The sequence below is a fragment of the Cupriavidus sp. GW822-FHT03E04 genome, assembly GCF_058801495.1.
In genome coordinates this window covers 155887-175639 of record NZ_JBXANI010000013.1, presented here as the reverse complement: position 1 = coordinate 175639, position 19753 = coordinate 155887, and the positions used below count along the sequence as shown (strand labels likewise).

19 protein-coding genes are annotated in these 19753 nt (G+C 67.2%); 3 read left to right on the top strand and 16 right to left on the bottom strand.

The window, feature by feature from the left end; genetic code table 11:
• Positions 1–6: 6 nt before the first annotated feature.
• The 3 genes from AC1RQC_RS20480 to surE are packed head-to-tail and all read right to left on the bottom strand — an operon-like array spanning position 7 to position 2547.
• Positions 7–861, bottom strand: coding sequence for a peptidoglycan DD-metalloendopeptidase family protein (locus AC1RQC_RS20480; RefSeq protein WP_492372436.1), 855 nt, complete (start codon positions 859–861; stop codon positions 7–9).
• Between the two features lie 8 nt (positions 862–869).
• Positions 870–1766, bottom strand: a complete 897-nt coding sequence (locus AC1RQC_RS20475) for a protein-L-isoaspartate(D-aspartate) O-methyltransferase (RefSeq protein ID WP_043347478.1) — start codon at positions 1764–1766, stop codon at positions 870–872.
• A gap of 28 nt (positions 1767–1794) precedes the next feature.
• Positions 1795–2547: a 5'/3'-nucleotidase SurE gene (gene surE, locus AC1RQC_RS20470; protein WP_492372437.1), complete on the bottom strand. Its 753-nt coding sequence runs from the start codon at positions 2545–2547 to the stop codon at positions 1795–1797.
• Between the two features lie 233 nt (positions 2548–2780).
• Here surE and AC1RQC_RS20465 point away from each other — a divergent pair, with 233 nt between their 5' ends.
• Positions 2781–3755, top strand: a complete 975-nt coding sequence (locus AC1RQC_RS20465) for an NADPH:quinone oxidoreductase family protein (RefSeq protein ID WP_150993125.1) — start codon at positions 2781–2783, stop codon at positions 3753–3755.
• Positions 3756–3863: 108 nt separating this feature from the next.
• Here the strand turns inward: AC1RQC_RS20465 and AC1RQC_RS20460 are convergent, their stop codons facing one another.
• Positions 3864–4922, bottom strand: coding sequence for a porin (locus tag AC1RQC_RS20460; protein ID WP_492372438.1), 1059 nt, complete (start codon positions 4920–4922; stop codon positions 3864–3866).
• 262 nt (positions 4923–5184) lie between these two features.
• Here AC1RQC_RS20460 and AC1RQC_RS20455 point away from each other — a divergent pair, with 262 nt between their 5' ends.
• Both AC1RQC_RS20455 and AC1RQC_RS20450 read left to right on the top strand, forming a co-directional pair.
• Positions 5185–5883, top strand: coding sequence for a response regulator (locus AC1RQC_RS20455; RefSeq protein ID WP_492809167.1), 699 nt, complete (start codon positions 5185–5187; stop codon positions 5881–5883).
• Complete coding sequence (locus AC1RQC_RS20450) at positions 5880–7319, top strand: sensor histidine kinase (RefSeq protein ID WP_492884421.1); 1440 nt, start codon at positions 5880–5882, stop codon at positions 7317–7319. The genes AC1RQC_RS20455 and AC1RQC_RS20450 overlap by 4 nt, the downstream gene beginning before the upstream one ends.
• 112 nt (positions 7320–7431) lie before the next feature.
• On the opposite strand, the gene AC1RQC_RS20445 is transcribed toward AC1RQC_RS20450, so the two are convergent.
• From AC1RQC_RS20445 to AC1RQC_RS20390, 12 genes are all read right to left on the bottom strand, one after another.
• Positions 7432–8136 carry a hypothetical protein gene (locus AC1RQC_RS20445; protein WP_492372441.1) on the bottom strand — a complete coding sequence of 235 codons (705 nt, stop codon included), beginning with the start codon at positions 8134–8136 and terminating at the stop codon, positions 7432–7434.
• Positions 8137–8344: 208 nt separating this feature from the next.
• Positions 8345–9136 carry an ABC transporter permease gene (locus tag AC1RQC_RS20440; RefSeq protein ID WP_492884420.1) on the bottom strand — a complete coding sequence of 264 codons (792 nt, stop codon included), beginning with the start codon at positions 9134–9136 and terminating at the stop codon, positions 8345–8347.
• Between the two features lie 63 nt (positions 9137–9199).
• Positions 9200–10012, bottom strand: a complete 813-nt coding sequence (locus AC1RQC_RS20435) for an ABC transporter ATP-binding protein (RefSeq protein WP_150993113.1) — start codon at positions 10010–10012, stop codon at positions 9200–9202.
• Positions 10013–10209: 197 nt separating this feature from the next.
• Positions 10210–11256: an ABC transporter substrate-binding protein gene (locus tag AC1RQC_RS20430; RefSeq protein WP_150993111.1), complete on the bottom strand. Its 1047-nt coding sequence runs from the start codon at positions 11254–11256 to the stop codon at positions 10210–10212.
• A 232-nt stretch (positions 11257–11488) separates the two neighbouring features.
• Entirely contained in the window at positions 11489–12526 is a 1038-nt protein-coding gene (locus AC1RQC_RS20425; protein WP_492884419.1) for a Bug family tripartite tricarboxylate transporter substrate binding protein, read from the bottom strand.
• A gap of 158 nt (positions 12527–12684) precedes the next feature.
• Complete coding sequence (locus AC1RQC_RS20420) at positions 12685–13653, bottom strand: hydroxymethylglutaryl-CoA lyase (RefSeq protein ID WP_492372444.1); 969 nt, start codon at positions 13651–13653, stop codon at positions 12685–12687.
• A complete protein-coding gene (locus AC1RQC_RS20415) occupies positions 13650–14846 on the bottom strand; it encodes a CaiB/BaiF CoA transferase family protein (RefSeq protein WP_492809164.1) in 1197 nt (398 codons plus the stop codon). Before AC1RQC_RS20415 ends, AC1RQC_RS20420 begins: the two co-directional genes overlap by 4 nt.
• A gap of 205 nt (positions 14847–15051) precedes the next feature.
• The gene (locus tag AC1RQC_RS20410; RefSeq protein WP_492372446.1) at positions 15052–15957 is read right to left on the bottom strand and encodes a LysR family transcriptional regulator; all 906 of its coding nucleotides are present in this window, start codon (positions 15955–15957) and stop codon (positions 15052–15054) included.
• A 52-nt stretch (positions 15958–16009) separates the two neighbouring features.
• Complete coding sequence (recR, locus tag AC1RQC_RS20405; RefSeq protein ID WP_492884418.1) at positions 16010–16624, bottom strand: recombination mediator RecR; 615 nt, start codon at positions 16622–16624, stop codon at positions 16010–16012.
• Complete coding sequence (locus tag AC1RQC_RS20400) at positions 16621–16938, bottom strand: antibiotic biosynthesis monooxygenase family protein (protein WP_174423318.1); 318 nt, start codon at positions 16936–16938, stop codon at positions 16621–16623. The genes recR and AC1RQC_RS20400 overlap by 4 nt, the downstream gene beginning before the upstream one ends.
• Before the next feature lie 18 nt (positions 16939–16956).
• Entirely contained in the window at positions 16957–17289 is a 333-nt protein-coding gene (locus AC1RQC_RS20395) for a YbaB/EbfC family nucleoid-associated protein (protein ID WP_006157727.1), read from the bottom strand.
• An 82-nt stretch (positions 17290–17371) separates the two neighbouring features.
• Positions 17372–19684 (bottom strand): DNA polymerase III subunit gamma/tau, encoded by a 2313-nt coding sequence (locus AC1RQC_RS20390; RefSeq protein WP_492884417.1) that lies wholly within the window; start codon positions 19682–19684, stop codon positions 17372–17374.
• Positions 19685–19753 lie beyond the last annotated feature (69 nt).

The window sequence follows — 19753 nt, the reverse complement described above, 5'->3', positions numbered from 1 at the left end:
GAACCCTCACTGTGGCGGCAAATACCGCATCGGATCGACTGGTTTCCCGTTCTTGCGTACCTCGAAATGCAGCTTCACACGATCGGTGTCACTGTTGCCCATCTCTGCAATCTTTTGTCCCTTGCGGACCGTTGCCTGCTCCGTCACCAGCACCTTGTCGTTGTGGCCGTACGCAGTGAGATATGTATCGTTGTGTTTGATGATGACAAGATTCCCGTAGCCGCGCAAGGGGCCAACGTGAATCACGCGGCCATCGTCGGCTGCTTGCACCGGATCGCCCTTTTTGCCGGCAATATCAATGCCCTTGTTGCCTTTTTCGTCGAAACGCCCGATCAGTTGGCCGGTGACCGGCCATGCCAGCTTGACCGAGCCATCGGCGGCTGGCGCGGAGCCCGCCGCCACGGGCGCGGAAGCCCCGCCAGCAGTGGCTGTCGACGGAACCGGCGTGGGCACTGGACGCGCCTGGTCGATCGGCTGGCCCTGCACGCCGCCTGGCGCCACCGGCATGGTGGCGACGCCGGTGCCCGCGTTGACGTCGGCGCCAGGAGGCGCCACGCGCAACAATTGACCCACTTCGATCTGGTTGGCATTGGCCAGCGAATTCCAGGCCGCGACATCGCGATAGGACTGGCCGTTCTCGAGCGCGATTCGATAAAGCGTATCGCCTCGCTTGACGCGATAGTACCCAGGCGGCGCGGGCTCCAGCGGGACGACACCGGCGACGCCGGCTCCGGAGGTGCGGTCCACCACGGGCGCCGGCATGGGCGAGGAGGCGCAGGCGGCCAGCAAGGCCAGCAGCAGGGAGGCGGTAGCGAGCTGCCCGGCGCGGGCGAAACGTTCCGTGTTCACGATATTGTGCATAGTTCGACTCAGATAGTGCCCGATTTTAATGGCACAAAGAAAACGGCTTCAAGCGCGGTCCGGTGAAATCGATGCCGGTTACGCCGCTCGATCAACAATAATTGCTGTGTGACGGTCTGCCCTGGGCCGCCGGCGGAGGGAGGCACCGCCACGGGCGCGATCAGCCGCCCGCCAATGGCAAGCTGCTCCAGCAACGCCTGAGGCACCTCCATGCCGGCCGCCGCCAGGATAATCGACGAAAACGGCGCCGCCTGGGGTAAACCCAGCATGCCATCGCCATAATGCAGGCGCAGGTTTGGCACCCGCAGCGGCCGCAAGTTCGCCTTGGCTTGTTCGTGCAGCGGACGAATCCGCTCGATAGAGAACACTTCGCGCGCCACCAGGCTCAGCACGGCCGCCTGATAGCCGCAGCCGGTGCCGATTTCCAGCACGCGCTCCAGCGGCTCATCCGCGCCGAGGCCATCGCGCAACAGCTCGATCATGCGAGCCACCACCGACGGCTTGGAGATGGTCTGCTGGTGGCCGATCGGCAACGCCGCATCTTCATACGCTTGCGACGACAGGCCGGGCTCGACAAACAGGTGGCGCGGGATGGTGGCAATCGCGTCGAGCACGCGGTCGTCGCGGATGCCGGCTGCGCGCAGCCGCGCCGCCAGCGCGCCACGCGCGCGTTCCGAGGCCATGCCGCCGCCGCCCGCCGTGGCGGCACTGGCGCGCGCCTGCACGGCGCTCGCTGCCGGGGTGGGCGCAGCGGGCGCCTTGGCCGCGCGCGATTTGGCAGCCATCGCCGCGCCGCGCGCGCCGCCCACGGCAGGCATGCCAGCGGTACGCGCCGGCGCGGGCTTGCGCTCGACCACCGCGTCCAGCGACAGGGGAAATTTTGGGCGACGCGGGACGGAACTCATGACGGCCGGCTACTGCGCGGGCAAGGGCTTATGCCAGCCACTGGTTGACCTGCTCGAGCTGCCCGCGGTGAGTCAGGTCCAGCTGCAAAGGGGTCAGCGACACGAAGCCTTCGCCCGTGGCATGGAAATCCGTGCCCTCGCTCGCATCGCGCGCGTCGCCGGCGGGCCCGATCCAATAGTTGGTATCGCCGCGCGGGTTGACCTGTTTGATCACCGGCTGGGACGGATGGCGCTTGCCGAGCCGGGTGGCACGGTAGCCGTTGATGTGTTCGAACGGCAGGCTGGGAATATTGACGTTGAGCAGGAACGGCTCGGCCGAGGGCCTGGCGATATAGCGCTCGACAATGTCGCGTGCCACGCGCGCGGCGGCGTCAAGATGGGTCCAGCCCTTGTCCACCTGCGAAAAAGCGATCGAGGGAATGCCAAGCAGGAAGCCCTCGATAGCGGCGGCGACGGTGCCGGAATACAGCACGTCCTCGCCCATGTTCTGGCCCTGGTTGATGCCGGACACCACCAGGTCGGGTTTCTCGTCGAGCAAGCCGGTCAGCGCGATATGCACGCAATCGGTCGGCGTGCCGTTGACGAAGCGGAACCCTTTCTGCACGCCCTCCCGGGCTTCATAGATGGACAGTGGCCGCTGCAAGGTCAGCGAGTTGGATGCACCGCTGTGGTTTTGCTCAGGTGCAATCACCGTGATGCGCGCCAGCGGCGCCAGCGCGGCATGTAGCGCGGCTAGCCCCGGCGCCAGGTAACCGTCATCGTTTGCGAGGAGGATATGCATGGCCGGGATTGTACCTGACAAGGCTGCCGCAAGCGGCCCGTCCGCAGCGCAAATCCTGCTGCAAAACCAGTAACCGGCGGCGGCTCGCCAGCTTGTAACAGAACGACCGTGCTATTTTTGCGCTACACTTGCCCGGGCCTGCCTGGCGCAACTGGCATGGACCACGCGTGCACCGTGCATGCACCCTTTTGCGCCGTCTTCTGCCGGGCATCGAACATATCACCGGAGACATGATGAAAGCCGTACTTTGCAAAGCCTGGGGCCCGCCTGATTCGCTGGTGCTCGAAACCCTGCCTGACCTGGTGCCCGGCGCGGGCGAAGTCGTCATCGATGTGAAGGCAGCAGGCGTGAATTTTCCCGACGTCCTCATCATCCAGAACAAATACCAGGCCAAGCCGCAACTGCCCTTTTCGCCCGGCTCGGAACTGGCCGGCGTGGTCAACGCGGTGGGCGAAGGCGTGACGCACGTCAAACCCGGCGACAATGTCATCGCCTACCTGGGCAACGGCGCCTTTGCCTCGCAGGCCAAGGCCCCCGCCGCCGCCGTGGTGCCGATGCCGCCGGGCATCGACTTCGAGACCGCCGCGGCATTCACCCTCACCTACGGCACCTCGCACCACGCGGTGATCGACCGCGGTGAGCTGAAAGCGGGCCAGACCATGCTGGTGCTCGGCGCTGCCGGCGGCGTGGGCCTGGCCGCCATCGAAATCGGCAAGGCCATCGGCGCGCGCGTGATCGCGGCCGCCTCCACCGACGAAAAGCTCGCGGTCTGCAAGGACCATGGCGCCGATGCGCTGATCAACTACAGCACCGAAGACCTGCGCGAACGCGTGAAGGCGCTGACCGATGGCCGCGGCCCCGACGTGATCTATGACCCGGTGGGCGGCATCTACGCCGAACCGGCGTTCCGCTCGATCGGCTGGCGCGGCCGCTACCTGGTGGTGGGCTTCGCCAATGGCGAAATCCCCAAGCTCCCGCTGAACCTGGCACTGCTCAAGGGCGCCTCGCTGGTGGGCGTGTTCTGGGGTGACTTTGCGCGGCGCGAGCCCAAGGCCAATCAAGCCAACATGGCGCAGATGCTGGGCTGGATGAAGGAAGGCAAGATCCGCCCGCATATCTCCGCGCGCTATGCGCTGGAGCAGGCGCCGCAAGCCCTGAAAGACATGGAAGCCCGCAAGGTCACCGGCAAGATCGTCATCGTGCCCTGACGTTGCGCGCCTCTGGCGCCGTGCAAGAGCAAAAAAAGCGCCTGGTGCCGTAGCACCAGGCGCTTTTTTCTTGCTCGGCGGCGTTTCACGCCGCCATCACTGCGCGCATCAGAAGCGATGCTGCAAGCCGGCGGTCACCCCCACCTGGTTGTTTGCATAGCCGATGAAGTCCCTGGACAAGCTCACATTCTGCCCGTTGCGCGCCTTGGCATAGCCGCCCGACAGGTAAGCCGTGGTGCGCTTGGACAGCGCGTACTGGGCGCGCACCGAGAACAGGATCGGATCGGCATCGCTGCCGCCCTTGATATTCTGCTTGTAGACCGCGCCATACAACGTGAACGCCGGCGTGAAGTCATACGACGCGCCGCCCCAATACATATCGCTGCGATGAGACGCGGCTGCCGTGGTGAAGGTCCGCTTGTAGTTGCGATAGCCCGCGTAAAGCTTCAGGTCGCCGAAGTCATAGCTGGCGCCAGCGTGGATGCCCTGAATGTAGTCCGTGACATCGGCCGGCGTGGTGCTGGTGCCTGCGCCGTTCTGGCGGTCCCAGGTGGCGGCCGCGGCAAAGCCGCCCGCACTGTAGCCCACGCCGAGATCGTACTTGGACGAGCTCTTGAAGCTGCCGGCCACTTCGCCCAGTGCCACCGTGGCGCCCAGCTTCACGCCACCAAAAGTGCCGTCGTAGCGGATCGCGTTGGACGCGCGCGAGAACAAGCCATCCTTGCGCTCGCCGGTAGCGGTCGCCGAGGTCGCCCACGAGTAATTCGGCGCGTAGCCCATCGGGTCGAACGGCAGCATGAAATCATAGGTGGTGGTGAAGGTGCGGCCCAGCACCACTTGGCCGTACTTGCTGGACAAGCCAACAATGGCGCGCCGATCGAACAGCGTGCCATCGGAATCCAGCCGGCCTGTATCGATGGCGATGCCGCTCTCCAGCTGGAACAGTGCCTTGAGCCCACCGCCAAGGTCCTCGCTGCCGCGCATGCCCCAGCGCGACGTGTTCTTGCCACCCGAAGTCATCTTGACCACCGAACCATTCGGGCCGGCATGGCTGGCGTATTCGATGCCGGCATCCATGATGCCGTACAGGGTCACGCTGGATTGCGCCGCTGCGCCACCGGCCAGGCTCATGCCGACTGCTGCCAGCGCGATCGATTTCAGCTTCATGCTGTCTCCTCTTGTGATTTGTGAGTTGTGATTGTTGTGGTGATGTCCGGGCAGGCCCCCGGGATGGCACGCATGGTATGGCAGGCGCACTTTCAGTTCGCTTTCGAAATTCGACGGATTTCATCGCCGCGCCGGCGTTCGGGGTTGGGAGTTTCCCTAGCTTCAAAGTCGGGCCGGATACCTGTATTTCTCAGCGCGGCCCGCCTTCGCGGCCCTCCCCCGCTTTTACCGATTTCACCCGGGCGCCCTGCCCGCCAAGAGAATGCGAATCCTGCTCGTTGAAGACAATGTGATGCTGGCGAATGCCCTGGTCGAGGCGCTCAGCCAGGCGGGCTTCGCCGTGGACTGCATGCACGATGGCCGCGCGGCAGATCACCTGCTCTCGACTCAGGACTACGCGCTGGTCATCCTCGACCTGGGCTTGCCCAAGCTCGATGGCCTGGAGGTGCTGCGGCGCCTGCGGCAACGGCGCAATGCCATGCCCGTGCTGATCCTGACCGCACACGGCTCAGTCGAGGACCGTGTGAAGGGGCTCAATCTTGGTGCGGACGACTACCTGTCCAAGCCGTTCGACCTGTCGGAGCTGGAGGCGCGCGCGCGCGCGCTGATACGCCGCAGCTTTGGTCACGAGAGCACGCAACTGCAATGCGGCCCGCTGTGCTATGACGGCATCAGCCGAGCCTTCGTGCTGGGCGGCGAGCCCCTGGCGCTGACCCGGCGAGAGCGCGCCGTGCTCGAGGTGCTGATGCTGCGCGACGGACGCGCCGTCAACAAGGAAGCCATGTCGGAGAAGATTTTCGGCATCGACGAATCGGTCAACCCGGATGCCATCGAAATCTACGTGCACCGCCTGCGCAAGAAGCTCGAAGGCAGCGGCGTGGCCATCGTGACCCTGCGCGGGCTGGGCTACCTGCTCGATGCCTGCGCACAAGCGAACATGGCCACGCCGGCTGCCCGATGAGAGTCCCGAGCCTGCGCCTGCAACTGTCACTCTGGCTGCTGCTGCCGTTGCTGGCCCTGCTGGCAATGGACGCATGGATGACCTATCACCGTGCGATGGACGCCGCCCACGTGGCGTTCGACCGCACGCTGGAAGCCTCGCTCAAATCGATGCGCGAAGGCATCCGCCTGCATGAGGGCCGCTTCGCCATCGACGTGCCTTACCTGGCGCTGGAGATCTTCGAGTCCGAGGCCGGCAGCCGGATCTACTACGTGATTCGCGACGAGCACGGCGCCACGCTGACCGGCTACGACGACCTGCCGATGCCGGCCACGCCAAAGCAGCCGCTCTACAAGACCGTCTTCTACGACGCCGTTTTCCGCGGCGAGCCGGTGCGCATGGCGGCGCAGCCGCTGCCGGTGCGCGACATGCCGTCGGGGCAGGCGCGGCTGGTCTGGGTGCTGGTCGGCGAGACCATCGAGCCGCGCCAGTCGCTGGCGCACGAGATCCTGGCCGGCTCGCTGCAACAGGAAATGGTACTGGTCACGCTGGCGCTGGGCATCGTGTGGTTCGGCGTGCGGCGCGGCCTGCGGCCGCTGCACCGGCTCAGCGCCACGGTGGCCGAACGTGGCGCCGACGACCTGGCGCCGCTGGAGCAAAAAGACCTGCCCGCAGAAATGAAGCCCCTGGTCGAGGCGATCAACCAGTACGTCGCGCGCCTGCACCGCATGTTGCTGGCGCGCAAGCGCTTCTTTGCCGATGCCGCCCACCAGTTGAAGACCCCGCTGGCCATCATGCAGGCGCAGTCAGAACTGGCGCTGCGCGAGCGCGATGGCGAACGCATCCTTCGCCATCTGCGGCCGCTGCACGATACCGTGCGCCACGCCGCCAAGGGCGCGCAGCAACTGCTTTCGCTATCGCGCCTGGAACCGGACAGTGGCTACGCGCCGGCGTTGCTGCCCTTGCGCCTCGATACGCTGGCCAGGGACGTGGCCCTCGAATGGGCACCGGTGTCGCGGGCCGGCCAGGTCGACCTGGGCTTCGAAGCCGATGCGCCGGTGCAAGTCTTGGGGCAAGCGGAACTACTGCAGGAGTTGGCCGGCAACCTCGTGGACAACGCGATCCGCTATGCCGGCCCCGGCGCGCAGGTGACGGTCCGCGTGGCGGGTCCGGAGAACCAGCCGTTGTTGCAAGTGGTGGATAACGGCCCGGGCGTTGCTGCCGACGAGCGCGACAAGGTATTCCAGCGCTTCTATCGCGGCGAATCCACCCCGGGGCAGGATGGCAGCGGCCTGGGCCTGCCGATCGTGCGCCAGATCGCGCGCGCCCATGGCGCCACGGTGGCGCTTGAGGAAACCCCCGGCGGCGGCCTGACCGTCAGCGTGCGCTTCGCGGTGACCGCGGTGGCAGGCGCCGGGGCCGGGCTCGCGTCGCGCCAAAGCTGGCGGGACCACTAAGCGGCGGTTTCAAAATGAAGCGAAGCGGTTCTGGCTAGGCGGGCGGCCGCAGACAGTCAAGTGGATCGGCCAAAGCCGTGCAACGACGCCAGCATCCTTTTGGAAATGGCCTCTAAGGCGGGCAATTGGACGGCAGTGCCAGCTCCTGCCGAAACGGATCGACCTTCAGGCTTGGATCCTTCATGCGCAAGCAGTAAGTCCCTGCAGCGCCGCGCACGCGCGCGGTACGACTCGTGCCCACCTGCGACTCGACAAGGGCTTCGCCTTGCGCGGCCCCTGCCATGCCCGCGGCAAGCCGCTGCGCAGGCGAGGCCACCGCGTCAGAGGCGGCGCGCTCGAAGACGGCCTCGCCCCGCTGACGACTGCGGGCGATATTGTCCCGCGCAACGCCAGTGGCAGATGCCGGATCTGCGGAGCGCATTGGTGCCAGCGGCAGCATGGGCACGCTGGCCGCGCTCGAACTGTTGAAAGGTACGCCCGCCCCGGGCGGCAAAGCCATCGTTGCGACTGGCTCCCGGCCGGGCTGCCCTGCGCACGCGCGCTCAGGCCGAGGCGCAGGCAAGGTCTGCGGCTTGGGAGAGGATGCAACGGGCTTGACGGTAGCAGCCGGCGTTGGCAACCCGGTGAACGGCAACACTGCCACCCACTGCATGGCCCGCGGGTCCCGCTCGCCCGGCCAAGGCAACGAGAGCGAGGCCTGCCGTGCCGGCCAGGGCACCGGACCCAGCACGAGCCCATGCGCCACCAGCACCAGCGCCACCACGATCGGCCACTGGCGGCGGCGCATGGCGTTCGCGCCGCGGTCAGCATTGGGCATCACGCTAGCTTAGCACCAGCTGACACGGACGATGCGTGAGGAAACAGGAGGATGCATAGCGACTCCGGTGACGGTGAGCAAGTCGTGATTCTATGCGGAAATGATTGTTTTACAAACAATTTTTATTGTAAAACAATAAATTACAGCCAACTTCCACCACGTCCCGGCTCACTCTCGCTATCGCCCGGGCGCCAGCCCGACGGCTGGCTTACAGCCGCTCGGTCTCTCCGCTCTTGGGCTGCCACTTCATCAGCCGCTTCTCCACGCTGCCGACCAGCGTATCCAGCATCAGCGCCGCCGCGGTCAGCACCACGATGCCCGCAAACACGGTGTTGATGTCGAAGGTGCCCTCGGCCTGCAGGATCAGGTAGCCAACGCCGCGCGCCGAGCCCAGGTACTCGCCCACCACCGCGCCCACGAAGGCCAGGCCGACTGACGTATGCAACGAGGAAAACACCCAGCTGGTCGCGCTCGGCAGATAGACATGGCGCAGCAGCTGCTTGCGGTTCGCGCCCAGCATGCGCACATTGGACAGCACCACGGGGCTGACTTCCTTGACGCCCTGGTAGACGTTGAAGAACACGATGAAGAACACCAGCGTCACCGCCAGCGCTACCTTTGACCATATGCCCAGGCCAAACCAGACGGCGAAGATCGGTGCCAGGATCACGCGCGGCATCGAGTTCATCGCCTTGATATAGGGATCGAGGATGGCCGAGGTGAGCGGGCTGAGCGCCAGCCACAGGCCAACGCCGAGGCCCGCGGCCGTGCCGACGCCGAAGGCCAGCAGCGTTTCGATCAGGGTCACGCCGAGGTGGACGTAGATGTCGCGCTCGACGACGAACCAGTTCCAGATGCGCTGGGCCACCATCAGCGGCTCACCGAAGAAGAAGGCAACCTGCTGCGAGCGCGTGGCGGCATGCCAGGCGCCGAGGATCACAACGAGGACGAGCAACTGCCAGAATCGCAGCATGCCCTTGGAGTCGGGACGGAAAGCCATGGGAATCGAAACTCGAATTGAAATCAGACCGGATTGAATGGGAACGAAGCGCGCCGGGCCATCTCAGGCCACCTTGCGCTGCTGCGCATAGCCCTTGAGGACTTCCTCGCGCAGCACGTCCCAGATGGCCGCGTGCAGCTCGATGAAGCGAGGATGGTTGCGGATCTCGGCCACGTCGCGCGGGCGCGGCAGGTCGATGGCGAACTCGCCGATCGGGTGCGTGCCGGGACCTGCCGACAGCACCACCACGCGATCGCTCATGGCGATGGCCTCGTCAAGATCGTGGGTGATGAACAGCACTGCCTTGCGCTTGGCCGCCCACAACTCCAGCACCTCGTTTTCCATCAGCTGGCGGGTCTGGATGTCGAGCGCGGAGAACGGCTCGTCCATCAGGATGATGTCCGGATCCAGTATCAGCGTCTGGGCCAGGCTCACGCGCTTGCGCATGCCGCCGGAGAGCTGGTGCGGATAGCGGTCGCCAAACCCGCCCAGGCCGACGCGGCGCAGCCAGGCCTCGCCCTCCTGCTGCGCTTCGGCACGCGCCATGCCGCGGAACTCAAGCCCGGCAATGACGTTGTCGAGCGCGCTGCGCCACGGCATCAGGGCTTCGGCCTGGAACATGTAGCCAGCGCGGGTGTTGATGCCGCGCAGCGGCTCGCCGAACACCCGTACCTCGCCGATCGAGGGCTGCAGCAAGCCGGCCCCCACATTCAGCAAGGTGGACTTGCCGCAGCCGGTCGGCCCCACCACGGAGACGAACTCGCCGGGCTGGATGTCCAGGGTGGTCTCCTTGACGGCGGTATAGCGCTGGCTGCGATCGTCGCGGGAGACGAAGGTGCAGGTGACGTTGTCGAGGGAAAGTGCGGGAGTGCTCATGGCAGGCTCTTGGCGGATACGGTGCTGAATGACGCAACGGGTGCGATCGATGCAGGCACCGCGGCTCCGCGCGATAGTAATGACGTGGAAAGCAGGTTCAGGACGGCGCACCGGATGCCATGCATGGCATCCGGTGCGCCAATGCAAAGGCCCGCTGCACGCAGCGGGCCGCCGGCACCCTGGGCGCGGGCGATGCCTTACTTGTACTTGGCGTTCGCCTTCTGCACGAAGGTGTTGGTGAAGGTGTTTTCCAGCTTGATGGTCTTGCCCTTCAGGTCCGGGTCGAACTGTTGCAGCGTGTTGAGCGCGGTCTTGGGACCGTCGGCCGGCATGGTGCCGTCCGGCGAGATGGCTTCCTTGACCTTTTCCCAGGCGGACAGGTACAGCGCGCGGTCGCCCAGCAGGTAGCTTTCCGGCACGGTCTTGACGATGTCCGACGGGCCAGCCTTCTGCAGCCACTTGAGCGCGCGCACCATGGCGTTGGTCATGGCCTGCGTGGTGTTCGGGTTCTGCTGGATAAAGGCGGTGGACGCGTACAGGCAACCCGACGGCATATTGCCGCCGAAGACAGCCTGGGTGTCCTTGAGCGTGCGGGTGTCAGAGGCGATGTGCACTTCATTCTTCTGGGTCAGCATCGACACCACCGGATCGAGGTTGGCCATCGCGTCGATCTGGCCGGAGCGCATGGCCGCCACCGCGCCAGCGCTGGCGCCGACACCGATGAAGGAGACGTCCGATGCCTTCAGGCCCGCCTTTGCCAGCACGAAGTTGGCCATCATGTTGGTGGAGGATCCCGGCGCGGTCACACCGATCTTCTTGCCCTTGAGGTCGGCCACCGACTTGAAGTTGGGCATGGTCTTGTTGGAGACCACCAGCACGATCTGCGGGGCGCGGCCCTGCAGCACGAATTCCTGGTACTGCTGGCCCTTGGCCTGCAGGTTGATAGTGTGCTCGTAGGCGCCGGAAACCACATCGGCGCTGCCGCCCACCACGGCCTGCAGCGCCTTGGCACCGCCGGCGAAGTCGACGATCTCGACGTCGAGCCCTTCATCCTTGAAGTAGCCGAGGCGCTCGGCAATGGTCAGCGGCAGGTAGTAGAACAGGTTCTTGCCGCCCACGGCGATGGTGACCTTGGTCTTCTCGGGCTTGCCCTGTGCCTGGGCGTAGCCGCCAAAGGTGAACCAGCCCGCAAGGAACAGCGCCAGCGCGAGCAGCGCCTGCTTCCAGAATTTCTTGTTATACATTTCTCTCTCCTACCTGATTACCCGTCAACTGCAGCTCTCGCGCTGATGCATGCCGCTTGTGCTACGGCTTGCGTCGTGCCGCGTAGCGGCAAGTTGCGATGCTAGCCGATGCCGCAAAGGGCCGCATCGGGATCAACACCTATGCCACGCCGGCATCCGCACCAGCGTGTGGGCATCGAAGATACAGGGTGCGCCTTTCGGCCGGCTTACTACCGGCCCCAGGGCACAGGCATCATTCCGCGTGGATATCGGCCGCCTTGATGACCTTGGCCCAGCGGACCAGCTCGTTGCGCTGATAGGTCGCGAGTTGCTGCGGGCCCATGAACTTCGCCTCGGCGCCGAGCTCTTCCGCCTTCTTGCGGAAGGCCTCGGTCTGCATGATGCGCTCGATCTCGCCGGCGAGCTTGTCGATGATCGGCTTGGGCGTGCCGGCCGGCGCGTACATGGCGAACCAGGACGACACATCGAGATCGGGGTAGCCCGCTTCCGGCGCGGAGGGCACGTCCTTCAGGCTCGGCAGGCGCTGCTTGCTGGTGACCACCAGCGCTCGCAGCTTGCCGCCCGCGATATGCCCCATCAGGGGCGGCGGCGTGGTGATGGTGAGATCCACCGAGCCGCCCAGCAGGTCGGTCATGGCCGGGCCGGTGCCTTTGTACGGGACATGGGTGATCTGGATGCCGGCCATCTGGTTCAGCAGCTCGGTGGAGACATGCTGCAGGGAGCCGTTGCCCGACGAGGCGTAGTTGAGCTTGTTGGGGTTGGCCTTGGCATAGGCCACCAGCTCCCTGAGCGTCTTCACCGGCAAACTCGGGCGCACCACCAGCACCTGCGGGGCCGAGAGGATGTTGGCGACCGGCGCGAAGTCCTTCACCGGGTCCCACGCGTTCTTCATCAGCAGCGGCGAGATGACCTGGTAGCCCGAGTACTGCACCATCAGGGTGTAGCCGTCCGGCTTGGCGCGCGCCACCGTCTGCGCGGCAATGCCGCCCGAGCCACCGGGCCGGTTGTCCACTACCACCGGCTGGCCGAGGGCCTTGGACAGGGGCTCGGAGATCATGCGCGCGGCCAGGTCGGTCGTGCCGCCGGCAGCGGCGGACACCACCAGCGTGACCGGGCGCGTCGGGTAGGCGCCGTCCTGCGCCCATGCGGCCGTGCCGGCCAGGCCGGCGGCAGCCAGCGCCACGGCGGCGGCGAGCGTCTTGCGGCGCGCGCCGGATGCGCACAGGGAAGATTGGGGACGTGCGATGGCAGATGCCGGATTGCGAGGCATGAAGTGTCTCCTGCTTGGTGCTTGTTGATCTTGGTTTTCTGTTCAGCGCCCGCCGGCCCTCGCCGTGCGGTGCGCACCCGTCCTTCGGGATTCTTGCGGCGGGCCCGCTGTCAGCCCTAGCATCAGCCCTAGCATCAGCCCTGGTGTCAGCCCTAGCATCAGCCCTGCCCGGCGAAATGCTCGGCCAGCCAGGCCGGCGGCTGGTGCGTGCGCAGGCGCGTGCCCGCGCGCAGCAACTGGCTGGCGGTGTCACGCTGGACCAGCGCGGGCAAGCCAGCCACCACGTCGAGCAGGCGCGCCAGGTCCACGCCGGTGTCCACGCCCATGGCATCGAACATATGCACCAGCTCTTCGGTGCTGACGTTGCCGCTGGCGCCGGGCGCAAAGGGGCAACCACCGAGGCCGCCGGCAGCGGCGTCGAAGCGGGTCACGCCCGTCTGCCAGGCGGCCAACGCGTTGGCCAGGCCCATCCCGCGGGTGTTATGCAGGTGAATGGTGAGGCCCGCCTGCGGCAGGCTTCGCTGGAAACGCTCGCACAGCGCCGCCACCTGCGTGGGATACGCCATGCCGGTGGTGTCGCACAGCGTGATACCTGCCGCGCCGGCATGGGCGAAGGACTCGGCCAGCGCCATCACGGCATCGGCATCGACCTCGCCCTCGAAGGGGCAGCCGAACACGGTGGACAGCGAAACATTGACCGGCACAACCGCCGCGTTAGCCGCCTCGATCATTGCCAGCAACTGCGCTTGCGACTGGGCGCGCGTCATGCGCAGGTTGGCGCGGTTATGCGTCTCGCTGGCCGACATCACCAGGTTGAGCTCATCAGGCCGGCACGACAACGCGCGCTCCAGGCCGCGCAGGTTCGGCACCAGCGCGGTGTAGCGCACGTCCGCGCCGCGCTGCATGCGGTGCATGACCGCCTCGGCATCGGCCAAAGCGGGGATGGCCTTGGCCGAGGTAAATGACGTGGCTTCGATGCGGGCAAAGCCACAGGCGGACAAGGCGTCGAGGAAGGCGACCTTGGCATCGGTGGGCACCACGGCCGGCTCGATCTGCAGGCCGTCGCGCGGTGCGACTTCGTTGATCTCGATGCGGGCCGGGCCGCGCAGCATGGATGACGCGCTCATGCCACCACCCCGCGTGCGCGCATGTCAGCGATGGTGGCAGCGTCGAAGCCGGCCGCCTCCAGCACGCTGTCGGTGTGTTCGCCCAACGTGGGCGCACGGTCGTGGATGGCGCCCGGGCTGGCCGAAAGCTTGGGCATGATGCCCGGCACTTCGACGGTCAGGCCGCTGGCCGCGGTCACGCTCTCGATCACGCCGCGCGCACGGTAGTGCGGGTCTTCCGAGATGTCCTTGACGGTGTAGATGCGCCCGGATGGCACTTCGGCCTGCTTGAGCACCACCAGCGCGTCTTCCACGCTTTGCGTGCGGGTCCACGCCGTGATGGCGGCATCGATCTCGTCGACGCGTTTCACGCGCCCGTCGTTGCGCGCGAGCGCCGGGTCGTCGCCCAGGTCGGCGCGGCCGATCGCGTGCATCAGGCGCTTGAAAATGGCGTCTCCGTTGGCGGCCACCAGCACGTACTCGCCACTGGCGCAGGGATAGGCGTTGGACGGCGCGATGCCGGGCAAGGCGCCGCCAGCCGGCTGGCGCACGGCACCAAACGCCGAATACTCCGGCAGCAGGCTTTCGCTCAGGTTGAACAGCGACTCGTACAGCGCCACGTCGATCACCTGCCCTTCACCGCCGCGCGCATCGCGTTCGTACAGCGCCAGCAGCACGCCGAGCGCGCCATGCAGCCCGGCAATGGTGTCGCCTAGCGACAGACCGGCGCGCACCGGCGCACGGCCCGGCTCGCCCGTGAGGTAGCGCAGGCCGCCCATGGCCTCGGCCACCGCGGCAAAGCCCGGCTCGTCCTTCTTCGGGCCGGTCTGGCCGTAGCCGGACACGCGCACCATGATCAGGCCGGGGTTTTCCGCGCGCAGCGCTTCATAGCCCAGGCCCCATTTTTCCATGGTGCCCGGGCGGAAGTTCTCGATCAGCACGTCGGCCTCGGCGGCCAGCTTGCGCACCACGGCCTGCCCTTCCGGAATGCGCAGGTCGATGCAGATGGATTGCTTGTTGCGCGATTGCGCTTCCCACCAGACAGAGGTGTCCTCGTAAAGCATGCGCCATTTGCGCAGCGGGTCGCCCTGTCCGGGCGGCTCCACCTTGACCACGTGAGCGCCGAAATCGGCGAGGGTCTTGGCGGCGAAGGGGCCGGCAATCAGTTGCCCGAGTTCGAGGACCCGAATGCCTTCAAGGATCTGTCGCGCCATGGTGGGGGTGTCTCCGTGCGGTGTGGGTTACAGCGGGCGTGTGCCGATGGGAAGCGCCGCGGCTAGTGCGGCCGGTGCGGCTGGCAGCACGCCTTATTTCGACGCAGTGTGCCCCAGCCGGGCGGCTGGCGGAATCGGCATTCGGAGAAGCGGGCCTTCTCGGAACGCGAAAGCCCCGAACGAGCCACGTTGAAGCCCAAGGGCGTCAGAACGGCGCGCGGTCGCCGCAGAGATGGGTAATGAGCAGCCGCGCCGACACCGTCAGCGCCGCAGGGTCACGCATGCCGATCAGCAGCGTGCGGCGTGCCCACGCATCCTGCAGCCCCACCAGCGACAACCCCATCGACTGCACGTGCGGCTCGGCCGCGATGCGCGGCAGCACGCCCACGCCCAGCCCCGCCATCACCATGCGGCACATGGCGTCGAAGCTGCGCACCTGGATGCGCAGGCGGAAAGGCCGGTCCAGCCGGCTGCTTTCCTCCAGCAGGCGAGCCGCCAGCGAGGTGACCTGCGGCAAACTGACGAAGTCGTATTCCAGCGTGTCCGCATAGCGCACGGGCCCGCGCTCCGACAGCGGATGGCCCGGCGGCGTGACCAGCACCAGTTCGTCCTGCCGGTACTCCACCGTGACCAGGCCCGCGCTGGGCGTGCGGTCGGCAAAGATGCCCACGTCCGCGCGGTTTTCCACCAGCGCGGCCACGATCTCGCTGCTGTTCTGCTCTTCGAGCTCGATGCGGATGGTGGGATGCAGCGCCATGAAGGTCGCCAGGTCGTCGGGCAGGAACTGCGTGATGGCCGAGGTATTGGCGCACACGCGCACCTGGCCACGCACGCCGCTGGCGTAGTCCGACATCACGCCGGCCATGCGCTCCACGTCCTGCAGGATGGTCAGCGCATGGTGGAAGCAGGCCTGCCCGGCCTCGGTCAGCTGCACCCCGGCCGCGTGGCGAAAGAACAGCGGCGCGCCAACGGCGGCCTCCAGGTCGGAAATGCGCTTGCTGGCCGCCGCCACCGCCAGGTGAGACTGGCGCGCGCCGGCGGAAATGCTGCCCTGGCGGGCCACGGCCACGAACAGGCCAAGCGTGACAAGGTCGAAACGGGCGAGATTCATGCGGTTGTGGCCCCGCGCACGGACCCAGGCATGGCAATACGACCGGGCACGGCTACACCGCGCGCCGGTCCATCACCGCGCGGGCAATGGTGCCGGCATCGACGTATTCGAGTTCGCCGCCCACCGGCACGCCGCGCGCCAGGCGCGACACCTTGAGGCCGCGCGCCTTCAGCATCTCCCCAACATAGTGCGCCGTGGCCTCGCCTTCGCTCGTGAAATTGGTGGCGACGATCACCTCCGTCACCGGGCCGCCCATGGCGGGGTCGGTGGCGCGCGCCAGCAACCGGTCCAGGTGGATTTCGCGCGGGCCGATGCCGTCGAGCGGAGAGAGCCGGCCCATCAGCACAAAATACTGGCCGCGATAGGTCAGCGTCTGCTCAATCATGATCTGGTCGGACGGCGTCTCCACCACGCACAGCAGCGAGGCGTCGCGCCGCTGGTCCAGGCAGGTCGTGCAGATTTCCTGCTCGGTGAAGGTATTGCAGCGCGAGCAATGCTTGATGCCGTCGGCCGCGCCGCGCAAGGCGTCGCCCAGCTTGCGGGCACCTTCGCGGTCGTGCTGCAGCAGGTGGTAAGCCATGCGCTGGGCCGACTTCGGCCCCACGCCCGGCAAGACCCGCAACGCCTCGATCAGCGCCTGCAGCGACGTCGGGGGGGCGCCCTTCATGCCGCCCCCCCGGACGCCGCCATGCTCACCACCGGCAAGTGATGCAGCACGGTGGGAAACGGCTCATAGAAATGATGCAGCAAGGCTTTCCACTGCTGGTACTCGGGCGAGCCGCGGAAACCCTCGGTGTGGTCTTCCAGCGTGCGCCAGCGCACTGTCAGCAGGTACTCCGACGGCTGCTCGATGCCGCGATGCAACTCAAGCCCAAGAAAGCCCGGCATGCCCGCGATGATATGACGCGCCTGCCCGAAGGCCGCTTCAAAGGCGGCTTCCTGGCCGGGGCGCACCGGCAGCACTGCGGATTCGAGAATCATGCGGGCTCCGTGTCAGGCTCAGAACGGCAGCTTGAAGCCCGGGGGCAACGGCAGGCCGGAGGTCATCGAGCCCATCTTTTCCTGCGAGGTGGCCTCGGCCTTGCGCACGGCGTCGTTGAACGCAGCGGCGACCAGGTCTTCCAGCAGTTCCTTGTCTTCGCCTTCGGCAAGCAGGCTGGGGTCGATGGAAACGCGCTTGACATCGTTCTTGCAGGTCATCACCACCTTGACCAGGCCGGCGCCGGACTGGCCCTCGACCTCGATCAGGGCAAGCTGCTCCTGCATCTTCTTCATGTTTTCCTGCATCTGCTGGGCTTGCTTCATCAGCCCGGCCAGTTGGCCCTTCATCATGGAGTGCTCCTGATTAGCGTTTGGATAGAAGTTACGGGCCGCCGCGCGTCATGGGCGCCGGCAGCCTGGCAAAAATAAGAGGTCAGGCGGCGCGCGGCTGGATCGATCCCTCCAGGATCGTGCCACCGAACTCGCGCAGCAGACCCTGCACGAAGGGATCCCCTTCGATGGTGGCCTCGGCTTCGCGCTGGCGCTCCGCGCGAGCCTGCGCATCCGCGGCGGCGGCGGTATCGGCTACCGCGCCAATCTCGCACTGCACCCGCACGTCGGTGCCGAGGTGCTCGGCCAGCGTCTGCTGCAGGCGCTCGACGACGCCGGCCTCGGTAATGGGCGCCACCGGCGCGCGCAGGTGGAAGGTACGGCCCACGACCTGGACAAGCTCGCTCTGGTAGGCCAGTTGCTGCGCAAGGCCCTTGAGCGGCAGGCTGGCAGCCAGTGCCGGCCACGCGCCGGTAAACACCGGCGGCGTGCCATCTTCGCCGGCCACCGGCGGCTTAGGCGGCGTGAGCCGCACCGGAGCCACGGGTTCGGCCGGGGCAGCTTGCACGGCAGCGGGAGCAGGCGGTGCGGCGCGCGGGGCAGGTTCGCGCCGGGGCGCGGCCTGGCGCGAGGGCATCGGCTCGGGATCGCTGTCGTACGGCCCGATCACGGGCAGGTCGGGCGGGAGGTCTTCCCAGGGCGGCACGTCGCTGCTGCCTGCGTGCTCCCACGGCGGGACGTCGTCGCTCGGGCCGCTGTCGCGGACATCGCGCGCATCCGCGGCGGCTTGCCGCGCGGGCGCAGGCTCCCGGCGCGAAGGGGCTGCGGCCTGGGCGGCAGGCATCGGGGCCGCCGGCCTCGACACCGCAGCGGGTGGGCCGGGCGGACGCAAGGGCTGGGCCGAGGGCGGGCGCGCAGCTGGCGCAGCAGCAGCTACGGCTGCAGGCGGCGGCGTGCGCGGGCTGCCCCCTGCGCGCGCGGCGGAGGCCAGGCGCGCCGCGGCCAGCGCCGCACGGGCCGGCGACATCGGCGCCCCGGCGGCGGGAGGAGCGGCTGCCGGCGCGACAGCTGCCGGAGCCGGGCTCAGCGTCCTTGCGGGTGCTGCCGGCGTCGGGGCCGACACTGGCTGTTGTGCCTGGACTGGCGCGGGATCGCCGGCCGGCATCGGCGCGGCCGCACGCAAGCTCGGAGCAACAGGCGCCACGGCGGCGCTGGCTGCGGCCGCATCTGCCGCAACCCGGGCCACCGGCGCAGCGCCACCGCGTGCGCGCGGCGCCTGTTGGCCGCCACCCTGCGCCACCGCAGGTGTGGGGCTGGCCGACGGGCGGAACGCCAGCATGCGCAGCAGCGTCATGGTGAAGCCCGCGTACTCGTCGGGCGCCAGCGCCAGCTCACTGCGGCCAAGGTTGGCGATCTGGTAGAACAACTGCACTTCCTGCGCATCGAAGGCGGCGGCAAAGCGGCGCACTTCGGCGGCTTCCGGCCATTCTTCCTGGACCGAGGCGGGCACCGCCTGGGCCAGCGCGATCTTGTGCAGCAGCGAGGCCAGGTCCTGCAAGGCGCCGGCAAACGACAGGCTGCGATCCGCCATGCCGTCCGCCACCGCCAGCATGGCGGGGCCGTCTTCGGCGGCCAGCGCATCCAGCAACTGCACCAGGTAGCTCTGATCGATCGCGCCCAGCATGCCGCGCACGGCGGCCTCGGATACCTGGCCGGCGCTGTAGGCAATGGCCTGATCGGTCAGCGACAGCGCGTCGCGCATCGAACCGTGGGCGGCCTGGGCCAGCAGGCGCAGCGCATTGGGCTCGCGCACGATGCCCTCCTCGCCCAGCACGTGGTCGAGGTGGCTGACGATATGGCCCGGCGGCATCTGCTTGAGGTTGAACTGCAGGCAGCGCGACAGCACCGTGACCGGGATCTTCTGCGGATCGGTGGTGGCCAGGATGAACTTGACGTGCGCGGGCGGCTCTTCCAGCGTCTTCAGCATGGCGTTGAAGGCGTGGTTGGTCAGCATGTGCACTTCGTCGATCATGTAGACCTTGAAGCGCCCCGCCGTGGGCGCGTAGACCGCCTTGTCCAACAGCGACGCCATTTCATCGACACCGCGGTTGGAGGCCGCGTCCATCTCGATATAGTCGACGAAACGCCCGCTATCGATCTCGGTGCAGGCCTTGCACACCCCGCAAGGTTGCGCGGTGATGTCGCCCGTGCCGTCCGGCCCGATGCAATTCAGCGCCTTGGCGAGAATCCGGGACAAGGTGGTCTTGCCGACGCCCCGCGTACCGGTAAACAGGTAGGCATGGTGCAGCCGCTGTTGTTCCAGCGCGTGCGTGAGCGCGCGGACCACGTGCTCCTGGCCGACCAGCGTGGTGAAATCCCGGGGGCGCCATTTGCGCGCTAGCACTTGATAACTCATGGCGGCGATTGTAGCAAAAGGCAGCCGTCCTTCAGGCGGGATTCACGCCCGCTTCACATGGTGGCCAGG